Genomic DNA, 21,764 nt, shown 5'->3' with positions numbered 1-21,764 from the left:
ACCTGTTCCTCGGCCAGGACAGCGCGATGTGCCACCACCCGACCTTCGATTTCGACGACGACCTGCTGCCGGTCGCGGTGAGCGTGTTCGCGCGCATCGTGCAGCGGCGCCTCGGCTGACCCGTCCGCGCGAGGGGTCGCCGGTTCCACGGGCGTGCCGGTGGTGGCCCGCCCGATCACATGCTTGGGGGAAAGGCTGATGGGCATCGCGATCGAACAACTGCGCTACGTCAATCCCGGGTGCCGGGATCCGCAGGCCGCCGCGGACTTCGCGACCGGCGTGCTCGGGCTGCAACCGGTGCCGCTGCCGGGCGTGCGCGCCTTCCGCAGCGACGCGCGCGCCTACACCCTGGTCTACGCCGCCGGGCAGCCGCGCCCGTCGATCGGCCTGGAAGTGCGCGACATCGCCACGCTGGCGCGGGCGGCCGAGGCGCTGCAGGCGTTCGGGCTGGAGGCGCGCCGCGACGACGCGCTTGCCGCGGCGCGCCAGGTCAAGGCGCTGCTGGGCTTCACCACGCCCGGCGGCCTGGACGTCGAGCTGGTGGTGCGCCCGCAGGACTGCGGGTGGCGTTTCTTCCCGTCGACCGACAGCGGCGTGACCGGGCTGGCGGCGGTCGCGCTGCGCACGCCCGAGATCGCGCGCGACGAGGCGCTGTGGACCGGCGTGTTCGGCATGCGGGTCAACGACTGGATCGGCGACGCGGCCTATCTGGGCCTGTCCGACGGCGTCCACCACCGGCTCGCGCTGCATCCCGCCGACGCTGCCGGCGTGCTGGCGATCGAGTACGCGGTCGAGAGCCTCGACAAGGTGATGCAGCGCTTCTACGCGCTGCACGACGCCGGCGAGGCGCCGCTCCACGGTCCGGGCCGCAGGCCGACGTCCGAACAGGTGTTCCTGACCTTCGCCGGCCCGGACGCGGTGGCCTACAGCCTCGTCGCCGAGGGCCGTGTCATCGGCCCGGACAGCCGGCCGCGCCAGTTCGCGCCGCGCCCGGATGCCTACTGCGGCTGGGGCAGCGCCTGCCGGATCGCCGAGTTCGCCGGCCGGGACGGGACGCGTGCGCGGCCGCGGCTGCGCGAGGTCGGCGGCGCATGATCCGCCTGCGCGACGTCTGCTACGTGCGCCTGGGGACCCGCGACCTGGACGGCGCCACGCGCTACGCCACCGAGGTGCTGGGCCTGGAGATCGGCGAGCGCCGCGGCGACGCGGTGTACTTCCGCTCCAACCAGCGCGAACACACGCTGTGCTACGTCGCCGGCGACCCGGCCGACCAGGTGGTCGCGTTCGAGGTCGACACGCAGGCCGAACTGGATGCGGCGGCGGCCCAGCTCGAGGCCATCGGTCACCGTGTCCATGTCGGCAGCGCAGCGGAGGCCGAGTTGCGCAAGGTGCGCGGTTTCGTCGCCTTCGACGACCCGACCGGCAACCGCATCGAGCTGGCCTGGCGCCCGGCGATGGCCGGACGCCGCTACCACGGCAGCCGCGACGCCGGCATCACCGGTTTCAGCCACATCGGCCTGTGCACCACCGACGCTGCGCGCGACGAGCGCTTCTGGACCACGGTGTGCAACGCCCGGGTCAGCGACCGGATCGGCGATGCGCCGCTGCTGCGGATCGACGAGATCCACCACAAGATCGCGCTGTTCCCCACCACCCGCAAGGGCATCCAGCACATCAACCACCAGGTCGCCAGCACCGACGACGTGCAGCGTTCCTGCAATTTCATCCGCGGGCGCGGCATCCCGGTGGTGTTCGGCCCCGGCAAGCATCCGACCTCGTCGGCGCGCTTCCTGTACTTCGAGGGACCGGACGGCATGGTGTTCGAGTACTCGTCGGGCGTCAGCACCATCGCCGACGAGCTGCTCTACCGCGAGCGCCAGTTCGAGTTCGGGCCCCGGGGCTTCTGCGAATGGGGCGCCAGGCCCGACATCCGGGAGTTCCGCGATTGAACGCCGCGGACCCGCCCGCCAGCGCGGCGCAGGAACGTCTCGTCCGCACCGCGGCGCGGGCCCTGGGCCGGCACGGGCTGGTGCACGCCTACGGCCATTGCAGCCTGCGCCTGGACGCGGGACGGTTCCTGGTCGGGCCGTCGCGGCCGCCCGGCCTGGTCGCGCCCGGTGCAGCCTGCCGCGTGGTGCGGCTCGACGGCGTGCTGCCGGACGACGTGCTGCCCGAGGTCCGCATCCATCGCGAGATCTACCGCCTGCGCCCCGACGTCAACGGCGTGGCGCGGGTGCAGCCGCCGAAACTGATGAGCCTGAGCGTGCTCGGCCGCACCCCGGTCGCGCGCCACGGGTTCGGCAGCTATTTCCATCCGCAGCCGCCGCTGTGGGACGACCCGCTGCTGGTGCGCAGCGACCCGCAGGCGGTCGAACTGGCCCGCCGGCTCGGCGCTGCCCGCGCGATCGTCATGCGCGGCAACGGCGCGGTGCTGGCCGGCGACTCGCTGCAGATGGCGGTGGTGCTGGCCTGGTATCTCGAGGACGCCGCGCGGGTCGAGCTCGACTGCCTGTCGACCGGCGTGGATGCCCTTGCGTTCACCCCGCAGCAATCCGGCGCGCGCGCGATCTGGACCGGCGGACTGCTGGAACGGATGTGGGACTACCTGACCCACGGCGATCCGGAGGCGGTCGCCGCCCCGGCCCCCGCCGGCTAGAAACCTCCCGCCAGCGAAGCGCGCCGGCGGCGCGCCTGCCAGCCACTCCCTCCCCACCCATCGACGGAAGACTGCAAGATGACTGCGAAGAACCTGATCCTGACCCTGTCGCTGCTGGCGGCAACCGGCATGGCCGGCCACGCCAGCGCGGCCGGCACCTGTGCCTCGCCGGACGATGCCCGGGTCATCCAGAACTACTACGCCAACACCCGCCCGGGCGCGCCGCCGCCGGCCGTGGGCCGACTGTTCCGGATGCCGGAGGCCACCGTGGTCAGCGCCCTGCACGCGGACCACGCCTACGGCGTGCGCTCCAACCGCCTGTTCTTCGACGAGGTCTGGAAGTCGGTCGATGCCTGGGGTGCCGACACCAGGATCGGCATCGTGTTCACTTCCGGTGGCATGCATGCCTGGAATTTCCCCAGCACCGTCCCGCAGACCCAGTCGACGACGACCCCGATCTGGTACGACATGTATGCCGACGAGGGCGCTGGCGTGCATGGCCACATCACCCCCCAGGAAGTCGACCAGATCTGGGCGCTGCAGATCCCGACCGTGGAGGCCGACAAGTTCACCCGCATCCTCGCGTTCTACGACAAGCAGGGCGCGCTGATCGTCGGCCTGTACGTGTCCGAGAACACCAAGGCCTTCGACCAGCGGGCGGTGGACGGTTTCGAGCGCACCCGCGAACTGCTGCGGACCCAGCCGCGGATCTGCGGCGCGGATTGAGGACGGACGGGACGGTGGTTCCCGTCCCGTCTCAGGCGGCGCTGGCGGAGAAGGCCTCCATCTTCGCCAGCGCCGCGCGGACCGCGTCGTAGGTGCGCATCAGGTGCGCCTCGGTCAGGCGGCAGGCGCGCACGGCATTGCGCTCGATCGCGGCCTCGAAGATCGCCACGTGCTCGTCATGGACGAAGCGCCGCCCCTGCGAGTAGCTCAGCGAGAAGCGGCGGTAGCGCTCGGCCTGGTGGTACAGCAACTCCTGCAGCTTGCCGAGCCAGGGCGAGTCGCAGGCCGAGATCAGGGCGGTGTGGAACGCGTGGTTGCGGGCCTCCCACTGGTCCAGGACCTCCTGCGACACCGGCAGTTCCGAGCCCGACAGGCCCGCCTCCACCGCGCTGAGCGACTCGAACGCGGCGCGGACGTCGCGTTCCCAGGTCTCGTTGCCGTTCTCGATCGACAGCCGCAGCGCCTCGGTCTCGACCAGGGTGCGGACGCGCGAGATGTCGTCGAGCTCGTCGAGCGACAGCGGCGCGACCCAGAAGCCGCGCTGGTCCTCGGTCTTGACCAGCTGGTCGCCGACCAGGCGCGCCAGCGCCTCGCGAAGCGGGGACATGCCCACCTGGTACTGCTGCGCCATCGATTCGAGCTTGAGCTTGCTGCCGGGCAGCAGCCGTCCGGCGACGATGTCGTGGCGGATGTGCTGGTACGCCTGGCGGGCGAGGGTGCGTGCGGATGTCGCCTTGGCTGGTTGGCTCATGCGGGCAGGATGCGCGGGACAATTTCGAAAATCAACGCCAGCGCGATGACGCACCGCACCAGGCCGGCGGCCTCCGGCGGGTGCCGCCAGCGGCTGGAGAGGGGGAGGAAATGGCTGAAAATTATCGATTTATTTGGCCGTGAACGGGTCGGGGGATGCGAGACGGCCAAGAATTCAATAAAAAATATCGTAATTTCTTGACAATCGCGTTGGGCTTCTGCTCATATCGGATTCAAGTTAAGTCCGTGTGACAGGGACGATGTCGCGGGCCCCGGGGTTCCCCCGGTGAACACCCTCTTGCAGCCGATTCATCGCAATCATCAGCCACACGGGGAAAATCATGAACAAGCGGGCACGATGTCTGAACGGGGTGGCGGGCGGCGTGAGCCTGCTCGCATTGGCGGTTTCGGGGGTGCTGCACGCGCAGCAGCAGGACGTGGCCGGGGACGGCACGCAGACGCTGGAGACGGTGGTGGTGACCGGCACCAACATCCGCGGCGCCGAACCGGCCGGCAATACGGTGCTGGTCATCGATGCCGAGCAGATTGCGGCCAGCGGCAAGGCCACCCTCGGCGACTACCTGCGCGAACTGCCGGCGAACTTCGCCGGCGGCGTCGGCATGAGCGACAACGTCCAGGGCGGGCAGGACGCCAGCGTCGCCGGTTCCAACATGACCGGCGGCCAGGGCGTGAACCTGCGCGGGCTCGGCGCGCTGTCCACGCTGGTGCTGGTCAACGGGCGCCGGGTGGCGTCCTCGGGCCAGTACGGCGATTTCGTCGACATCTCGACGATCCCCGTCAACGCGATCTCGCATGTCGAGGTACTGCTCGACGGCGCGTCGGCGGTGTACGGCTCCGACGCGGTCGGCGGCGTGGTCAACATCCTGCTCAAGCGGCGCGATACCGGCGCGCACTCCAGCGCCCGTTTCGGCACCACCGACGGCGGCGGCAACCAGTACCAGGTGGGGCAGACCTGGGGCACGCACTGGGATCGCGGCGGCGTGGTCCTGGGCTACGAGTTCAACCGCCAGGAGAACGTGCTGGCGACGGATCGCGAGATCTACAACGGCAGCGACTTCAGCGACCGCGGCGGCGTGAACTGGCGCCGCGCCACCGGCCGAGCCGGCAGCGCCGCGAACCTGTTCGCCGGCACGGCCGCGGCCAACGGCAACGTGGTCTACCGGGTGCCCGGCGGTGCCGGCGCCGGCCTGACCGTGGCCGACCTGATCCCGGTGACTGACGGCGTCGGCAACACCTACGATGCCTGGGAGATGGTGGACATCATCCCGCGGATGGACCGGCACAGCGCGTTCCTGGGTTTCGAGCACGACGTCGGCGAGTCGGTCCAGCTCCAGGGCGACCTGCGCTACAGCCGCCGCAGCGGCGACTACAACCAGGGCTACCTGGCCCTGTACGGAACACTCGGACCCGACAACCCCTATTTCATCCCCGGGGTCGCCAACAACTACGGCGTGGTGATCGACGACCGTCCGCTGCGCCGCGCGGTGGAGGTCGAGAGCCTCGCCGCGACCTTCGGCGCGAGCTTCGAGCTGGGCGGCAGCTGGCGTGGCGATGCCGCGCTGTCCTACAGCCGCGAGGACCAGAGCCGCAATTCCGACGTGCAGCGCAACGCCAACATCTACGACTACCTGCCGACCCCGGCGGGCGGCCTGGCGCAGGCGCCGACCGCGATCCAGTGCAGCCAGGGCCTGGCCGCCAACGCCAGCGCCGCCGCGCAGGCCTACTGCGCCGGCCTGAACTACCAGCCGCTGAACCCCTGGACCACCGACGGCCTGTCCGACCAGGTGCTGTCGCAGCTCATCGGCTACGAGAACCTCGATTTCACCTCGTGGCTGGCGCAGGCCAGCTTCAAGGTCGACGGCGACCTGTTCGACATCGGCGGCGGCACGGTCAAGCTGGCGGCCGGGGCCGACTGGCGCCGCGAGAACATCGGCGGCGACCTCGATTTCAACTGGCGCAGCACCTCCGACCAGCATGCCCGGTTCGGGACCACCGAGCGCGACGTCAGCGCGCTGTTCGCGGAACTGGCGGTACCGCTGATCGGCGAGCGCAACCGCATGTCCTTCGCCCGCAAGCTGGACCTGTCGATCGCCGGCCGCTACGAGCGGGGCCGCGGCCTCGGCGACTTCTCCACGTTCAACCCGAAGGTCGGCCTGGACTTCAAGCCCACCGACAGCCTGACCCTGCGCGGCAGCTGGGGCACCTCGTTCCACGCCCCGCCGATGCGCTACGCGTACAACGGCGTGCAGCCGATCACCGGCGGCAACGGCGCGTTCATGCGCGCCGACCTGTACACCGCGCCCTGCACCACCACCCTGGTGCCGCTCAACGGCGTCACCGGTACGCCCGGCGGCGCGGGCAACTGCACCTTCACCGCGATCGTGGTCAGCGGCGGCGCGGGCCCGACGCTCAAGCCCGAGGAGTCGCGGACCTGGACGCTGGGCTTCGACTACGCGCCGGAGTGGGCGCCGGGCCTGAAGATCGGCGCCAGCTACTTCAACCTGAAGGTCGACGACCGCATCGTGCGCATCCAGGCCGGGGCCCTCGGCGGGATCCTCGCCCAGCTCTTCGCCACCGGCACCACGCCGTACATCGACAGCCTGGAGATCAATCCCGCGGTGGCGCGCGTGCAGGACCTGATCGACAACGACCCGCGCTACCTCGGCCAGCTCGGCGCCGGGCCGGTGCAGAGCGCGGCCGACGTGGCGATGATCGTCAACGCGACCCAGCTCAACCTGGCCTCGCTGAAGATGGACGGCGTGGACTTCGATCTCGGCTACGGTTTCGATACCGCCGGCGCGGGATGGTTCGAGCTGTTCGCCCGCGGCACCTGGCTCAATTCCTACGAGGTGGAAGCCGTCCCCGGCGCCGGCTACGTCGACCAGCTGGGCAAGTACAGCGCAGTCGGCAACCCGGTCCCGCTGCGCTCGGTCCAGGGCGTGCGCTGGCAGCGCGGCGACCTGTCCGCGTCGCTGACGCTGAACTACGTCGACAGCTACGAATGCGCCTCCGGCTGCTTCCGTCCCGGTGCCAACGGCATGCCCGTGGCGGCCACGGCGCCGATCAGGATCGATGCCTGGAAAACCTTCGACGCGAACGTCAGCTACGGGCTGTCGCGGCTGGGCGGCTTCTTCGAGGACGCGCGCGTGAGCTTCACGGCGGTCAACCTGGCCAACCGCAACCCGCCGTTCATCGACGGCGGCACAGCGGCCAACGATGCCCTGGCGGATCCCTACGACCCGACCAATGCGACGGTGCTGGGCAGGACCCTGGTGCTCGCCTTCGACAAGCGCTGGTAGCGTCCCGGCCCGCCGGCCGGGGCCCGATGCCGATCGCGTCGCATCGGGCCCCGGGACGGCGCCGCCGGCTTCCCGTCGTCCACCGATAGGCCACCCCTCATGCGTATCGCACTTCGGCTCCTGCTGGCCTGCCTGCTGATCGCCGGATCCGCGCAGGTTCCGGCCGTTCCCGCGCCACCCGAGCGCGCGCCCTACACCCTGCCCGATGTCGAGCAGATCCCGCTGGTCGCCAGCGGCAGCGGCCGCGAATACCGGATCCTGGTCGCGACGCCGCCGTTGCCGCCGCCGCCCGGCGGCTATCCCGTCATCTACGTGCTCGATGGAAACAACATGTTCCTGACCACCATGGAGACCGTGCGTGCCTATGCGCGCCGGCTCGACGACGCGGTCAAGCAGCGCGCCCTGGTGGTGGGGATCGGCTATCCGCCCGGCACGGACCTCCCGGAGGCCCGCACCTACGATCTCACCCCCGACGGTCACGCCCCTGCCGGCAGGCACCGCACCGGCGGCGCGCCGGCGTTCCTGGCGTTCATCGAGGACGACCTGAAGCCGGTCATCGCCCGCGAATATCCCGTCGATCCTGCCCAGCAGTCGCTGATCGGGCATTCGCTGGCCGGCCAGTTCGTGCTCGACACCCTGATCCGCCGGCCGGATGCCTTCCAGACCTACGTCGCGATGAGCAGTTCGTTCTGGTTCGGCGACCACGCCCTGCCGGCGCACATCGACGCCTTCGCCGACGCGCGGTCTGGATCGGACCCGCCCAGGCGGATCCTGCTGACCGTGGGCCAGCACGAGGAGCGCCCGCCGCCGTCTGCCTGGGTGGAGGATCCGGCCAAGGGCCGCCACATCCTGGAGCGGTTGCGCCATCGCGGCCAGGTGACCCATGCCCGCCGGAGCGCGCAACGCCTCGCCGCGGCGCCGGGCATGGTGGTCGATTTCGCCGAGATCGCCGGCGAGGACCATGGCACCGTGATCCCGGCCTCGATCGCCCGCGGCGTCGCGTTCATCCTCACCGGCCCCGTCGAGATCCCGCCCGTGCCGTCCGCGGCGCAGTACATGGCCCTGGGGCCGGAAGGACGCTATCGGCTGCGCATGCAGGTGCGGGCGCTGCCGGATCCGCACCGGATTCCCTGGCTCGCGCGGCTCAAGTCCACGCTGCAGAGCGGCCTGGACGCGGACACGCGGCGGCAGCTGCACGACGAACGCCAGCGGATGGATCGCGAGTTCGGCAGCGAGCCGCACGCGCCCCGGCGCGAAGAACCGGCGAGTGCGCCCGCCGTCGCGGATTGAGGCCGCCGGCCCGGCCGGGTAGGCGCGCGACCCGCGCCATGCGTCGCAGGGCGGGGATGTGTCGCCGGTGCCTCCATGCACGGGGCGTCGGCGTGGTGGCCGGCGCTTCACGGGATCCGAATGCAGCGCCGGCTAGCTTGCCTGCAAGCGCACCGGGACGCAGCGCAGGGGACTGGGGCCTGTGGTCGCGCAACGCCATCCATCCGACAGATGAGGCTTCGCATGTCCCAGATCCTCCGTGCCCCGATCCATGCCCCCTTCCGCTCCCTCGCCTTGCTCGGCGCGGTCCTGCTGCTGTCCGCATGCGCGGCGACCGTGCAGCGTCCTGCTGCGGCACCGGTCGATCCGGTCGCGGTGTCCGGCGATGTCCGTCAGGTCGCGATCGCCGTCGAAGGCAGCGATGCCGCGCGCGGCAAGGACGACTGGGCGGACTTCCGCGCGCTGTGGCCGGAGGCGATGCGCGCCTCCGCCAGCGCCGCCGGCCTGCAGTCCAGCGACCACGCCGGCCGGCCCACGTCGCTGGATCCGCCGGGCGTGCTGGTCGTGGTCCGCATCGACGACTACCGCTACGTCTCCACCGGTGCGCGCTACGGGCTCGGGGTCATGACCGGCAACGCCTACATCAAGGCGACCGCGGAGTTCGTGCAGTATCCGGGCGGCCAGGTCGTCGCCACGCGCAGCTACGACACCACGTCGAGCGCGTGGCAGGGCATCTTCGCACCGATGACGACGAAGCAGGTGCAGGCGATCACCGACCAGATCGTCGCCGAGGTGCGCGGCGGCGGCTGACCGTTGGGCGGGTCGTTACCGCGGTCATGCGCCCGCGGCCGGCCCGGGGGCAGGACAGCAGTTGTCAGGCGCCGACGCGGGCCCGCACGGCGCCGACGTCGCGGACCGGGCGCACCTCGATGCAGCCGGTCCGGGTCCACGGCAATGCCTGCGCGATGCGCAGCGCTTCTTCCTCGCTGTCGGCCTCGATCAGGTTGAAACCGGCCAGCATCTCCTTGGTCTCGGAGAACGGCCCGTCGAGCACCTGGGTCCGGCCGTCGCGCGTGCGCACGGATTTCGCCGTGGACGCGGGTTCCAGCTGCTGGAAATCCAGCAGCGTGCCGTCGGCGCGCAGCGCATCGGCGTGCTGCAGGCAGCCGCGCATCATCCGGTCGAACTCGCCGTCGGCCAGTCCGTCGAGCAGCATGTCATCGGTGTAGACGAGCAGCAGATACTGCATGGGCGTTTCCTGCGGTTCTCAGGCGTCGAGGTGGAAGTACGGTTCGACCGTACCCTTGAGCTTGACCGTCAGCGGCTGGCCGCGGCGGTCGAGCGCGCGCCCGGCCGCGACCCGGATCCAGCCTTCGCTGACGCAGTATTCCTCGACGTCCCGGCGCTCGCTGCCGTTGAAGCGGATGCCGACGCCGCGGGCCATGGCGGCCGCGTCGTAGTGCGGGCTGCGCGGGTCGTTGGACAGGTGGTCGGGCGGGGTGTCGGTCATGGCCTGGATGTGCGTGTGGACGGGAAGCGGCAAGGATACCGTCGTCGCCATCGCCGGGGCACGCTGCAGGCGCGGGTCACGGGATTTCGCCGCGTCCCTGCCGCCTGGCGTTGGCGATCACCGCACGCACCAGGGCGCGGTCGCGATGGCGCGAGATCGCGACCGCGCCGAGCGCGAGCGCCCGGTCGCGCATCGCGGCGGTGATGTCGTAGTGCGCGCCACTGGTCTTGTTCTGGAACGCGTGGCGCGGCAGGCCCAGTCGGGCGGCGAACACATGCAGTTCGTCGAGCGTATCGGCGAGCAGATGCGCCCAGCGTTCGCCACGCCAGGGATGCACCGCATCGTCGACATAGACCGTCATCGGAGCCCGCCTGCACGTAGGCGTCATCGCCTGCCCGAGATGATATCCAACGCCGCTCCCGGCGGACGCGGGGTCGATTCGGCAGGTGCAGCGGCACGCATCGCATCGACATCGGGGAGGGCGCGGAAAGGCAGGTTTCCCCGGGGGAATCCGCGCTTTCCCGGTCGTCCGCCGGAGGGCGCAGTCCGGGCCTTCGCTACAATGCGCGGCTGTTTCGGGTGCACGGATGATTCCGGGGAGGATGGACCGATCGTGATGTTTCGCGGTAACCGGCGGTTGTTGTGCGGTGCGTTACGTGGCGTGCTGTCTCGCGGCGTGCCGTTGTGCGTTGTGCTGTCGTGCGGTGTGTTGCTGTCGGCAGCGCCGGCCGTCTCGGCCGAAGACGTGTCGCGCGACGACGGGCCGCGATTCGATCTCGGCGGCGCGGTGCGCTTCAACTACGGATGGCTCGACTACGGGCCGACCAGCGGCCTGCAGCCGGAGCTGCTGCGCATCGATGCGAAGGGCGATGCCGGGCCCGCCTTCTTCTCGCTGCAGTACCGCTGGTACGACGGATTCGATGCCGTGCACCATGCGTGGGCCGGCTGGAAGCTCGGCGACGGCAGCGATGGCGTCGATGCCGATATCCGCGTCGGCATCCAGCAGGTGCCGTTCGGACTGCTGCCGTATGCGTCGAACAGCTTCTGGTTCGGATCGGGCTACTACCTCGGCATCGAGGACGACTACGACCCGGGTATCGTCTGGCAACGCGCGGACGATACCCACCAGTGGCATGCCGGCGTGTTCGCAGGCGACGAGTACGGCACGGGCAGCCGTTTCGACCGCTATTCCTTCGATGTCGCGACCACCGGCGATCTGCCCTACCGCGAACGCGGGCGGGCCGTCGTCCGCTACCAGAACAGCCGCACGTGGAACGGCGCCGTGCTGGCGCTGGGCGCCTCGACCTTCGCCGGCCGCATCGAGAACCGCGCAAGCGGCGACCGCCACGGTCATGCCGGCGTCGCCGTGCATGGCCAGTGGTCACGCGGGCCGGCGACCGTGCAGCTGCAGTGGGCGCGCTACCGCTACGCCAATCCCGAATCGCGGATCGCGCTGTCGGCCTTCCTGTTCCCGTTCGAGATCGCGTCGCAGGCCGACGTGCCGACGTTCAACGTCGCCTGGGACGCGCAGCGCACCGGCTGGTTCGACAGCATCGCCTGCTACAACAACGCCAGCGCGACGCTGCCGGTCGGTCGCGATCCGGGCCTGCGCAATTCGATCCAGAACGTCACCGGCTGCAGCTTCGGCAAGGGGCCGATGCTGGCCTACGTCGACTGGATCGCCGGCAGGAACATGTGGTTCGTCGGCGGGCCCGGCGTCGGCATCGACGCGCCCGGCGGCGACCGCTGGCGCTCGCGCCTGAACGTCAACATCGGGTTCTATTTCTGAACAGGCGCGTCGCGCCGCATGCCCGGTGGTTCCCGCGGACGTGCGCGATCCGTCGCGCCCGCCGCGGCGTATCGCCCGGCCTGTTTCCGGGTGCCATCCGTTTCGAGTTCGAGGAGTACGCATGAACGATCCATCGCCGCGCGAGACCGCGCCACCCGCCGCATCGCCCCGCAAGTGGAACGCGTACATCCTGGGACCGGTGTTCTACCCGTCGGCGTTGATCGTGCTGGCGCTGATCGTGCTGTCGTTCGTCGCGCCGGATTTCGCCGACGCGGTGTTCGGCGGCGCCAAGGACTGGGTGGCCGCCGACGCGGGCTGGTTCACCGTGCTCGCGGTCGCCGGCTTCCTGGTGTTCATCGTCGGCATCGCGGTCAGCGGCTTCGGCCGGCTGAAGCTCGGTCCCGACCACAGCCGGCCCGACTACAGCTACGCCACGTGGTTCGCGATGCTGTTCGCCGCCGGCATGGGCATCGGCCTGATGTTCTTCGGCGTCGCCGAGCCGATCATGCATTACGCCGATCCGCCGGTGGGCGACCCGGAGACCGTCGACGCGGCGCGCCAGGCGATGCGCATCACCTTCTTCCACTGGGGCGTGCACGCCTGGGCGATCTACGCCGTGGTCGCGCTGGCGCTGGCGTACTTCGCCTACCGCCATGGCCTGCCGCTTCGCATCCGCTCGTCGCTTTACCCGCTGATCGGCGAGCGCATCCATGGCCCGATCGGCCACGCCGTCGACACCTTCGCGGTGCTGGGCACGATCTTCGGCCTGGCGACGTCGCTGGGCTTCGGCGTGATCCAGATCAACGCCGGCCTCAACTACCTGTTCGACGTGCCGGTGGGCACGACCACCCAGGTGATCCTGATCGCGGTCATCACCCTGATCGCGACCGGTTCGGTGGTCAGCGGCCTGGACAAGGGCGTGCGCCGCCTGTCCGAACTGAACATGATCATGGCGGTGATGCTGCTGGCGTTCGTGCTGGTGGCCGGGCCGACGGTGCACCTGCTGCAGGCCTTCGTGCAGAACACCGGCATGTACGTGTCGAGCCTGTTCGCGATGACCTTCAACCTCTACGCCTATGAGCCCTCGGGCTGGATCGGCGGCTGGACGCTGTTCTACTGGGGCTGGTGGATCGCCTGGTCGCCGTTCGTCGGCATGTTCATCGCGCGCATCTCGCGCGGCCGCACGATCCGCGAGTTCGTCGTCGGCGTGCTGCTGGTGCCGCTCGGCTTCACCTTCCTGTGGATGACCATCTACGGCAACACCGCGCTGCACATGGTCATGGTCGACGGCATCGGGTCACTGGTCGACACGGTGGCGGCCGACAGTTCGGTCGCGCTGTTCCAGTTCCTCGAGAACCTGCCGATGTCCGGTGTCACCTCGGCGCTGGCGACGGCGCTGGTGGTGGTCTTCTTCGTGACCTCGTCGGATTCGGGGTCGCTGGTGATCGACATGCTGACCAGCAAGGGCGAGGAAGAGTCGCCGGTGTGGCAGCGCATCTTTTGGGCGCTGCTGGAAGGCGTGGTCGCGATCGCGCTGCTGATCGCCGGCGGGCTCGGCGCGCTGCAGGCGGCGACGATCGCCAGCGCATTGCCGTTCACCGTGGTCATGCTCCTGATGTGCTGGGGCATGGTGCGGGCGATGCGGCTGGACGTGGTCAAGCGCACCAGCCTGCGCGAGGCGCGCATCGCGCCGGTGGGCATCGGCGGTGGCGGCGACTGGCGGGCGCGCCTGCGCGCGCTGGCCCGGCACCCGTCGCAGCAGGAAGTGCGCAGCTACATCGCCAACCAGGTGCGGCCGGCGCTGGAGGAAGTGGCGACCGAGCTGCGCAGGCAGGGGCTGGAGGTCCACGTCGAGGACGGCGATGACGGCCGGGTCTGGTTGCGGGTCGGGCACGGCGAGGAGATGGACTTCTTCTACGCGGTGCATCCGGTCGCCTACGAACCGCCAAGCTTCATGTTCGAGGACCCGCGCCGACGACGGCAGGACGACGACCGTTATTTCCGCGCCGAGGTGCACCTGCGCGAAGGCGGGCAGGACTACGACGTCATGGGCTGGCGCCGCGACGAGCTGATCCACGACGTGCTCGACCAGTACCAGCGCCACATGCACTTCCTCGACGTGGTGCGCTGAGCGCGATTCGCGCCACTACTGCGCCGCCGCCGAACGCCCGTGGCGGCGCACTGGGCGAAAACCGCGGTCATGCGGCTCGCCGGACTTCCTTGTTCGCGCCCGGCGCGCCTTGCCACGGACGCCCGGCGACGCGCTCGCGACGGCGTTCCATCGACTCTCGACCCCTGAGCGGCAGCTCCCCGCACACCGGAACGCAAACGGGCCGCATCGCGCGGCCCGTTTGCGTTGTCCTGCGTATCGCGGACCCGTGGATTGCGGCTCCGCGAAACGATATCAGCGGCCCGCGACCGGCTGGCGCAACTCGCGGCGCAGCCAGTCATCGATCAGCTGCTTCTCGTAGCGCAGCGAGTCGTTGCGCATCGCCGCGCCCGGGCGGTTGAGGAAACCCATGTCGCGCAGCTCGCGGCTGCCTTCGGCCAGCACGTTGCCGTCGGCATCGCGCAGCACGAAATCCAGGTCGATCCGCGGCGGGTACTGGTCCTTGACGATGCGCACGTGGTCCAGCCGCGGGCCGCGCCACGGTTCGTAGATGCCGGCGCGCTGGATGTCGCGGATGGTCACGTCGAGCGTATCGCCCGGCGGCAGCTCGCGTTCGGCGCGTTGGCGCAGATGCGCGGCGATGCCCTCGACCCAGTTGCCGCGCTGCGCTTCCCAGCGGTTGCCGCTGAAGCGGAGGTCGGAAAATGTGGCCGGGTCGGTCCACTGCACGGCGACCGGGCTGCCGTCGGGCAGGTTTCGGGGTGCATCCGGTGCGGTGACGTCGCTGCGGGCGAGCACGGGGGCGGCGATCGCGGTCAGCGCGGCGGCCAGCAGCCAGGCGGGCGGGGTTCGGTTCATGGCGTGCACTCCTGCGCGAAGCGTCTTCGGGGCGTGAGGTCAAGCATGCACCCGCACGACTTAACCGGCAATCAAGGTCGCCGCCGCTGTTGTCACGGCGACAGGAACGGGTGCGGCAGCGCCCGGAAGCGGCGCAGCAACGCCCAGCCGGCCAGTCCGTAGGGCACGAGCAGCACGCTCCAGCCGATCCACAGCCTGCTGCCGATGCCGCCGGTTTCTCCCGGCAGCAGCAGCCCGATGAAGGATGCGGTCGTGATCAGCACCGCCGGCAGCATCGCCATGAACCACGCGGGGCTGCGCAGCGTGCGGCCGGCCAGCGGCACCAGGCACAACAGCGCGTTGATGCCGAACAGCCCGAGCCAGAGGGCGGCGGCCAGCACCACCTGGCCCGGCGGCCCGCCGCGCCAGACCAGCAGCGTCGCCAGCGCGATCGCGACCAGCGCCATCACCTGCGACAGACGTTGTCCGACCGCCTGCAGGATCCGGCGGTGCGCCCGGTCGGGTCCTCCGAGGCCGGGCAGCAGGGCGAGCTCGGCCATCGCGCCGTCGCTGCGCTGGCGGGCGAAATCCAGCCGCATCGCCACGGTCCAGCCCAGGCTCAGCAGGCCAGCGATGGCCACACTCAGCGTGGCGGCGCGCAGGACCGTCGACATGTCCCCCATCGGCAGCACCCACGGCGCCGCGACGGCGGCGACGGCCAGCACGCTCCACAGCAGGGCGTCGCGGGGCCGCCATCGGCCCATCATGCCGCCGATACAGGCCCCGATGGCCCGCAAGGGCGCATGCGGACCGGCATCGTCGACGCGGGTCCGTACCGGAATGCCGAGGCCGGAACGCGGGTCGGGGCCGGCGAAGCGCGCAGGCGTCTCGCCGGCCTGCAGCGCGAACGCCGGGTGCGGCCGCATCAGTACGAGCGGACGCCGCCAGTTCGGCCGCGTCTCGTCGAGCGCGACGCGGCGCAGCGCGCGCCAGCGCCACAGCGCGAGCAGCACGACGAGGGCCGCGGCCAGCGGCAATCCGTCCTGCGCGGAGAGCGAAGCGCCGAGGCGCTCGGCGACGGTCCCGAAAAGCTGCGTCAGCGAGGTGTCGAAGAACACGGGCACCAGGGCCAGCAGCACGAAGACCGGCAGTTGCAGGGATGCGAGCAACAGCCCGCCGGCGGCCGCCAGTACCAGCAGTGGCACGACGTGGCGCGCGTCGGCGCCGGCCAGTACCAGCAGCAGCGCCGGCAGCGCCACGGTCCACAGCGCGCCGCCGAGCAGGACGCGACGCACCGCCGGGCCGATTCCGGGCAGCACCGCGTCGTCGCCCAGCGCGCGCAGGTAGGCCAGTCGCGCGAACCAGCCGGCCCACAGCATCGCGGTGCCGAAGCCGAGCAGCGACGTGCCCAGTTCCAGCCCGCGCGCGCGATCCCCGGCGAACGCCAGGGTCACCGCACCGAGCCCCGCGAACACGCAGTAGACGGCGACGATCATCACCCGGTGACGTCGCGGCGCCGCGGCGCACAGGGTCGCGTAGCCGCCGGCGCCGCGTCCGTTCGCGGCGTTCATGCCGACACCTCGATGAACAGGTCCTCCAGCGACAGGGTCTCGCCGCGCACGCCGTGCACGCGTGCGAGGTCCGGCCACGGCGCCCCTTCGTCGCGCAGCACGGTGATCGACAGGCCGCCATAGGGATGCGGGCGCCGCGCGACCTCGCCGGGCACGTCCTCGCGCAGCTGCGCGGCGACGGCCTCGGGCACGTGCAGCCGCAGATTGCGTTCCTTGAGGCTGTCGAGCTCGCTGTGCAGCAGCAACCGTCCCTCGTGCAGGAACGCAACGTGCGAGGCGACGCGCTCGAGATCCGACACGATGTGGGTGGAGAACACCACCGTGGTGCCGGACTCGCCGGCGCGCGAGGCGATCTCGCGCAGCAGTTCACGGCGGCCGACCGGGTCGAGCGCGGACGCGGGCTCGTCGAGCACCAGCAGCTCCGGCCGCAGCGCCAGCGCACGCACGATCGCCACCCGTTGGCGCTCGCCGGGCGAGAGCCGCGCCAGCGGGCGGTTGCGCGGCAATTGCCAGCGCTCGAGCGTGGCGTCGACGAAGGCGGTGTCCCAGCGTGGGTAGAACCGGCCGACGAAATCGAGCATCTCGCCGATCCGCAGCCAGTCCAGCGCCTCGGGCTGCTGCGGCACGTAGCCAAGCCGCTGCTTGGCTGCATCGCCCATCCGCAGCGCGGGCTCGTCCCAGACCGAGGCGCTGCCGGCATCGGGCTGGATCAGGCCCAGCATCGCCCGCATCAGCGTGCTCTTGCCGGCGCCGTTGCGGCCGATCAGGCCGAGCACCGTGCCCGGTTCGACCGACAGCGAGATGCCGCGCAGCACGCTGCGGCCGTCGTACTGCTTGATCAGGCCCTCGCAGGCCAGCGGCGCGACTTCCGCGCTGCGGAAGACCGGGCGGTCGAGCAACATCGCGTTCATGGCAATTCCTCCTGGATACGGTGCTGGAGCCGGGCGAGCAGGTCCTCGGCCGGCAGTTCGAGTTCGCGCGCCTGGCGTGCTAGGGCATCGAGCGCGGGGTCGATCAATGCCCAGCGCGCGCCCAGGTCCGGTGGCGCGGCGGTGTCGGCGACGACCATGCCCTTGCCGCGCAACCGCAGCAGCACGCCTTCGGCTTCGAGCTGGCTGTAGGCCCTGGACACGGTCATCGGATTGATGGCGTGCAGGCCGGCGACTTCGCGGACCGAGGGCAGGGCGTCGCCCGGACGCAGCTGGCCGCCGGCGACGAGCCGGCGGATCTGCCCGGCGATCTGCCGGTACAGGGGCTCGGGGGCATTGGGCTGGATCGAGAGCAGGCTTGCGTCCATGTGTATCAATACAACAATACACTTGGGCTGGCGTCAAGTGCCTTCCGCAAAAAACCGTCTGGAACGGTTTTTGACATCGCCCCAGCGATGGCCCGGCGGGTGGCCGCCATGGATGGCCGGCCACAAAAAAGGCCGCTCGATGCGAGCGGCCTTCCGGAGCGATACGGCGGTCGCCGTGTCAGCCCTTGACGCATACCACCTGCCGCAGCGTGTGCACGATTTCCACCAGGTCGGACTGTGCGGCCATGACCGCATCGATGTCCTTGTAGGCGGCAGGGCTTTCGTCGATCACCGACGCGTCCTTGCGGCATTCCACGTGCGCGGTCGCCTCCCGGTGCTGCGCGAGCGTGATCCGCTGGCGCGCCGCGGAGCGGCTCATGACGCGGCCGGCGCCGTGACTGCAGCTGTGGAAGCTGTCCGCGTTGCCGAGCCCGCGCACGATGAAGCTCTTCGCGCCCATGCTGCCCGGGATGATCCCGAGCTCGCCGGCACGCGCACGCACCGCGCCCTTGCGGGTCACGTACAGGTCCTGCCCCGCGTGGGTCTCCTTCTCGACGTAGTTGTGATGGCAGTTCACCGCCATCTTCTCGAGCTGGAACTTCGGCAGGCGGTGGCGCAGTTCGGCGAGCACCCGCGCCATCATCGCCTCGCGGTTCTCGCGGGCGTAGTCCTGCGCCCACGAGACCGCCTCCACGTAGTCGTCGAACAGCGCCTCGCCTTCCATGAAGAACGCGAGGTCCCTGTCGGGCAGGTGAAAGCCCAATACGCGGTGCGCCAGTTGCTGGCGCGCCTGCTCGATGAAGTAGGTGCCGATGAGGTTGCCGGTGCCGCGCGAGCCCGAATGCAGCATCACCCACACGGCGTCCGACTCGTCGAGGCACAGCTCGATGAAGTGATTGCCGCCTCCGAGCGTGCCGATCTGGCAGCCCAGCTTGTCGGTGCGCACCTTGCGGTGCTTCTGCTTGATCAGGTCCAGCCGCTCCACCAGGCCGGACTGCGCGACGCGCGTGGCGATGCCGTCCGGCAGCTTCCAGTGCTCGCCGCCGCGGCCGTTGCCGACCGGCACCGAACGCTCGATGCCCGAACGGATCTGCGCGAGGCTGTCGGGCAGGTCGTTCGCGCGCAGCGTGGTCCGCACCGCGGCCATGCCGCAGCCGATGTCGACGCCCACCGCGGCCGGGATGATCGCGCCGCGGGTCGGGATCACCGAGCCCACCGTCGCACCCTTGCCGAGGTGCACGTCCGGCATCGCCGCGACCCACGGTCCCACGAACGGGATCGATGCGATGTTGCGCAGCTGCGCGTGCGCCTGGTCTTCCAGCGGTACGCCGCGCACCCAGCCCTTGATCGGCGTGGCGCCCTCGGCATGCAGGAGTTCGAATTGCGTGTTCATGTCCATTTCCTTCTCGTTCCATCGAAATCCCGCGCGACGCGTCCCTGCATCGCGCGGGGTGTGCTACTTCATCGTCACCAGCTGCTTCAGCACGCCGTCCAGGCCGCCGAACACGGTGAGCTTGTCGATCTTCTCGGTGACCTTCTCCAGCGCCTCGAGCTCCTTGAGGCGCATGAGCGTCGGGCTCTCCTCCACGAGCTTCGCGGTGTTGAGCAGGGAACGCGTGGCGTTCGCCTCCTCGCGACGACGGATCACGTTGGCCTGGGCCGCCTTCTCCGCCTGCACGACGCCGTTGAGGATCTCCTTCATCTCGCCCGGCAGGATCACGTCCTTGACGCCCACGCCCAGCACCTCGATGCCGAGCGCGCCGACCTGGCCGCGCACGTAGGCGAAGATGTCCGCGTCGAGCGAGGCCTTGTCGCCGAGCAGCTCGTCGAGGGTCCTCGACGCGACCACCTTGCGCAGGCCGTACTGCAGCTCGCGGTACAGGTGCTCGCCGAACTTCGCGACCTTCGTGCGCGCGGCGACCGGGTCGGTCACGCGCATGCTGGCGGCGAGGTTCACCCGCAACGACACCCTGTCGCGCGTGAGCAGCTCCTGGCCCGACACCTCGACCGACTGCACGCGCAGCTCGACCACCTCGGCGGCCACGTTCTTCTGGAAGTTCCAGAAGGCGTAGGCGCCCGGGCCCAGCGTCTCGAGCAGCTTGCCGTCCACGAACACCAGGCCGGCCGATTCCGTCGGCACGTCCACGACGACCGCGACCTTCGACAGCGTGCCGAGCTGGCGCAGGCGGCGCATGACATCCGCGCGCACGGCGAGGCCGTCGGCGAGCGAGACGCGCTCGACCCAGACCTCGACCAGCCCGCGCCAGTACAGGCGGCGCGAACCGGGCGGCAGCACGTCTTCCAGCTTCCCGTGCTTCGACACCAGGCCGACTTCGTCGGCACCGATGTCGGCATGCACGAAGTGCTCGTCAAGCGCCGGTCCCAGTCGGGCGATCAATGCGTCGACATCGTGACCGGCATACTCCGGGGCTGCGATGTTGAACGTGCGCACTTCGACCCGGTTCAGCGGATCGAACATGCGATGCACACCGGGCCCGAGCACGCGCTCGAACTGACGGTTGCGATACACCAGGCCGCGCTCGCCGTCACCGATCACGACCCGCTTGGTCCAGAACATGCTGTGGATGTTCACGGCACTCTCTCCATGGTTTGGCACTGGTGGTCCGATCCGGTGAGTCGTCCCGCCGCGGTGGATCGGTTCCCGCGGCGGCCGTGCGTGCACATCGCGCTGCGACGCGCGATGCGGTGCGGGGCGGACCCCGCGAAGAAGATGGACACGGCCCTGGCAGCGCCGGAGCGGGGCGGGCGTGCTCCCGGCGCGGAAGCACGGTCCAGGCGTGCGTGTCGCGATGGACTGCGACGGCGCACGCGACAGACCGGTCCGCGCGCCTCGAGGACGCTGGCCCGGCGACGGCTCTGCTGCGGTGCTCCGACATGGCGACACGCCGAAGCGCATCGAGAGACGGCACGCCGCGCAGGCCGTGTCCTGGTGTGGAACTCGCGTTCCGGTTGTGCTTGGAGCGGGAGTCGAACCCGCGACACCCGGTTGACTAGACCGATGCTCTACCCGACTGAGCTATCCAGTGGTGGACGAACCGGATTCGAACCGGTGACCTGCGGCCTGCGCCGCTGCTCTCCCTCTGAGCTATCGCCCGCTTTTCCGGAACATCGCCTCGCACGCGCCGGCATACGCCGCGGCAGTGCCGTGCGCACCGGACGGGATCCAAACCCATGCCGCTGGCCCGTGTCCGTCGATGTTCCGGTCGATGCCTTGAGGCATCGATCCGATGTGCAGGGCCGCACCTGCCCGCCGCCCGTGCCCGGCATCGGGGCACGGCGTTTTGCGCCATTTACTGGCGAACGCCTTGCAGCTGAATTCCCATAATCGGAACCTGGGTTCCGGATGCCCCGGGAAGATAATGCGGACCCTGCGGATTCATTGAACTCGCTTCGCGAACGCGCAAACGAAAAACGCCCCCGGATGGGTGTCCGAGGGCGTTCGCGTTCCTCGGAGATCGGGGTGGCCGATCTCCATGGACGTGGAGATCAGTCGGATATAAGGTCCAGGCCGGCCTGCAGTGCAGGCTTCGCGCACGCTTCCGCTGCGCGCTGGAAGCGCGGCTGGCGAAGCATGAAGGCGTGTGAGCGTGCGGTTTTCATGGGGGGTCCTTATGGAGGACGTGCCGGTTCGGAGGATCGGCGCGCACATTACATCGACTTTATCGGATGTGCAAGGTTAATAAGAAAATAATCCTGCCGGCCGATGAGCGGTCGAATCTCCGGTGGCAGCGGGTGACTGGCGTTTATGACCTGTGCCGCGTCGGCAGGCTAGGCTTCGGCCATGCGCGCACGCTGCCTCCCTGCATGCTGGCTGACCTGTCTGCCGGCCTGTTCCACCGTGCAGGCCGACGATCGGCTGGACCGGCTCTCGGAGGCAGCGCCCGCGCGCGATCGCGAGGTCGGACGAC

General features: G+C 70.2%; 19 protein-coding genes and 2 tRNA genes. 9 read left to right on the top strand and 12 right to left on the bottom strand.

The features are described 5' to 3' along the window. Window positions 1–198: 198 nt before the first annotated feature. The 4 genes from LDO26_RS16675 to LDO26_RS16660 all read left to right on the top strand — a co-directional run bounded on the left by LDO26_RS16675 (window position 199) and on the right by LDO26_RS16660 (window position 3,382). Window positions 199–1,095 (top strand): VOC family protein, encoded by an 897-nt coding sequence (locus tag LDO26_RS16675; RefSeq protein WP_232132223.1) that lies wholly within the window; start codon window positions 199–201, stop codon window positions 1,093–1,095. Further along, window positions 1,092–1,949 (top strand): VOC family protein, encoded by an 858-nt coding sequence (locus tag LDO26_RS16670; RefSeq protein ID WP_232132222.1) that lies wholly within the window; start codon window positions 1,092–1,094, stop codon window positions 1,947–1,949. The genes LDO26_RS16675 and LDO26_RS16670 overlap by 4 nt, the downstream gene beginning before the upstream one ends. Further along, a complete protein-coding gene (locus LDO26_RS16665; protein ID WP_232132221.1) occupies window positions 1,946–2,656 on the top strand; it encodes a class II aldolase/adducin family protein in 711 nt (236 codons plus the stop codon). The genes LDO26_RS16670 and LDO26_RS16665 overlap by 4 nt, the downstream gene beginning before the upstream one ends. 78 nt (window positions 2,657–2,734) lie before the next feature. Next, complete coding sequence (locus LDO26_RS16660; protein WP_232132220.1) at window positions 2,735–3,382, top strand: hemin-degrading factor; 648 nt, start codon at window positions 2,735–2,737, stop codon at window positions 3,380–3,382. 31 nt (window positions 3,383–3,413) lie between these two features. Here the strand turns inward: LDO26_RS16660 and LDO26_RS16655 are convergent, their stop codons facing one another. After that, complete coding sequence (locus LDO26_RS16655) at window positions 3,414–4,133, bottom strand: GntR family transcriptional regulator (protein WP_232132219.1); 720 nt, start codon at window positions 4,131–4,133, stop codon at window positions 3,414–3,416. Window positions 4,134–4,515: 382 nt separating this feature from the next. Between LDO26_RS16655 and LDO26_RS16650 the strand changes: the two genes are divergently transcribed. From LDO26_RS16650 to LDO26_RS16640, 3 genes are all read left to right on the top strand, one after another. Next, on the top strand, window positions 4,516–7,452 hold the full coding sequence (locus LDO26_RS16650) for a TonB-dependent receptor plug domain-containing protein (protein ID WP_232132218.1): 2,937 nt from the start codon (window positions 4,516–4,518) through the stop codon (window positions 7,450–7,452). A gap of 99 nt (window positions 7,453–7,551) precedes the next feature. Further along, complete coding sequence (locus LDO26_RS16645; RefSeq protein WP_232132217.1) at window positions 7,552–8,742, top strand: alpha/beta hydrolase; 1,191 nt, start codon at window positions 7,552–7,554, stop codon at window positions 8,740–8,742. Between the two features lie 222 nt (window positions 8,743–8,964). Beyond that, window positions 8,965–9,531, top strand: a complete 567-nt coding sequence (locus tag LDO26_RS16640; RefSeq protein WP_232132216.1) for a hypothetical protein — start codon at window positions 8,965–8,967, stop codon at window positions 9,529–9,531. Window positions 9,532–9,595: 64 nt separating this feature from the next. Here LDO26_RS16640 and LDO26_RS16635 read toward each other — a convergent pair whose 3' ends face one another. From LDO26_RS16635 to LDO26_RS16625, 3 genes are all read right to left on the bottom strand, one after another. Beyond that, the gene (locus LDO26_RS16635; RefSeq protein WP_232132215.1) at window positions 9,596–9,970 is read right to left on the bottom strand and encodes a YciI family protein; all 375 of its coding nucleotides are present in this window, start codon (window positions 9,968–9,970) and stop codon (window positions 9,596–9,598) included. An 18-nt stretch (window positions 9,971–9,988) separates the two neighbouring features. Continuing rightward, window positions 9,989–10,231: a DUF3297 family protein gene (locus LDO26_RS16630; RefSeq protein WP_232132214.1), complete on the bottom strand. Its 243-nt coding sequence runs from the start codon at window positions 10,229–10,231 to the stop codon at window positions 9,989–9,991. 76 nt (window positions 10,232–10,307) lie between these two features. Next, window positions 10,308–10,592, bottom strand: a complete 285-nt coding sequence (locus LDO26_RS16625) for a DUF4031 domain-containing protein (protein ID WP_232132213.1) — start codon at window positions 10,590–10,592, stop codon at window positions 10,308–10,310. A 255-nt stretch (window positions 10,593–10,847) separates the two neighbouring features. Between LDO26_RS16625 and LDO26_RS16620 the strand changes: the two genes are divergently transcribed. Both LDO26_RS16620 and LDO26_RS16615 read left to right on the top strand, forming a co-directional pair. Then, window positions 10,848–12,020, top strand: coding sequence for an OprO/OprP family phosphate-selective porin (locus tag LDO26_RS16620; RefSeq protein ID WP_232132212.1), 1,173 nt, complete (start codon window positions 10,848–10,850; stop codon window positions 12,018–12,020). A gap of 121 nt (window positions 12,021–12,141) precedes the next feature. Then, the gene (locus LDO26_RS16615) at window positions 12,142–14,151 is read left to right on the top strand and encodes a BCCT family transporter (protein ID WP_232132211.1); all 2,010 of its coding nucleotides are present in this window, start codon (window positions 12,142–12,144) and stop codon (window positions 14,149–14,151) included. A 273-nt stretch (window positions 14,152–14,424) separates the two neighbouring features. Here the strand turns inward: LDO26_RS16615 and LDO26_RS16610 are convergent, their stop codons facing one another. The 8 genes from LDO26_RS16610 to LDO26_RS16575 all read right to left on the bottom strand — a co-directional run bounded on the left by LDO26_RS16610 (window position 14,425) and on the right by LDO26_RS16575 (window position 20,950). Continuing rightward, entirely contained in the window at window positions 14,425–14,988 is a 564-nt protein-coding gene (locus tag LDO26_RS16610) for a DUF3016 domain-containing protein (RefSeq protein WP_232132210.1), read from the bottom strand. Between the two features lie 92 nt (window positions 14,989–15,080). Continuing rightward, window positions 15,081–16,538, bottom strand: a complete 1,458-nt coding sequence (locus LDO26_RS16605) for a hypothetical protein (protein WP_232132209.1) — start codon at window positions 16,536–16,538, stop codon at window positions 15,081–15,083. Beyond that, complete coding sequence (locus tag LDO26_RS16600) at window positions 16,535–17,449, bottom strand: ABC transporter ATP-binding protein (protein WP_232132208.1); 915 nt, start codon at window positions 17,447–17,449, stop codon at window positions 16,535–16,537. The genes LDO26_RS16605 and LDO26_RS16600 overlap by 4 nt, the downstream gene beginning before the upstream one ends. Next, window positions 17,446–17,835: a GntR family transcriptional regulator gene (locus LDO26_RS16595; RefSeq protein WP_232132207.1), complete on the bottom strand. Its 390-nt coding sequence runs from the start codon at window positions 17,833–17,835 to the stop codon at window positions 17,446–17,448. The genes LDO26_RS16600 and LDO26_RS16595 overlap by 4 nt, the downstream gene beginning before the upstream one ends. A gap of 178 nt (window positions 17,836–18,013) precedes the next feature. Beyond that, window positions 18,014–19,228, bottom strand: coding sequence for an RtcB family protein (locus LDO26_RS16590; protein WP_232132206.1), 1,215 nt, complete (start codon window positions 19,226–19,228; stop codon window positions 18,014–18,016). Window positions 19,229–19,291: 63 nt separating this feature from the next. Beyond that, window positions 19,292–20,413: a slipin family protein gene (locus LDO26_RS16585; RefSeq protein WP_232132226.1), complete on the bottom strand. Its 1,122-nt coding sequence runs from the start codon at window positions 20,411–20,413 to the stop codon at window positions 19,292–19,294. 398 nt (window positions 20,414–20,811) lie between these two features. Continuing rightward, window positions 20,812–20,879: transfer RNA gene (locus LDO26_RS16580), tRNA-Thr, on the bottom strand. A 1-nt stretch (window position 20,880) separates the two neighbouring features. After that, window positions 20,881–20,950, bottom strand: a tRNA-OTHER gene (locus tag LDO26_RS16575). Between the last annotated feature and the right edge of the window lie 814 nt (window positions 20,951–21,764).

This window comes from Proluteimonas luteida (assembly GCF_021191695.1).
Classification (GTDB): Bacteria; Pseudomonadota; Gammaproteobacteria; order Xanthomonadales; family Xanthomonadaceae; genus Luteimonas; species Luteimonas luteida.
The sequence above is the reverse complement of the archived record's forward strand: the minus strand, read 5'-3'. Positions and strand labels throughout refer to the sequence as shown.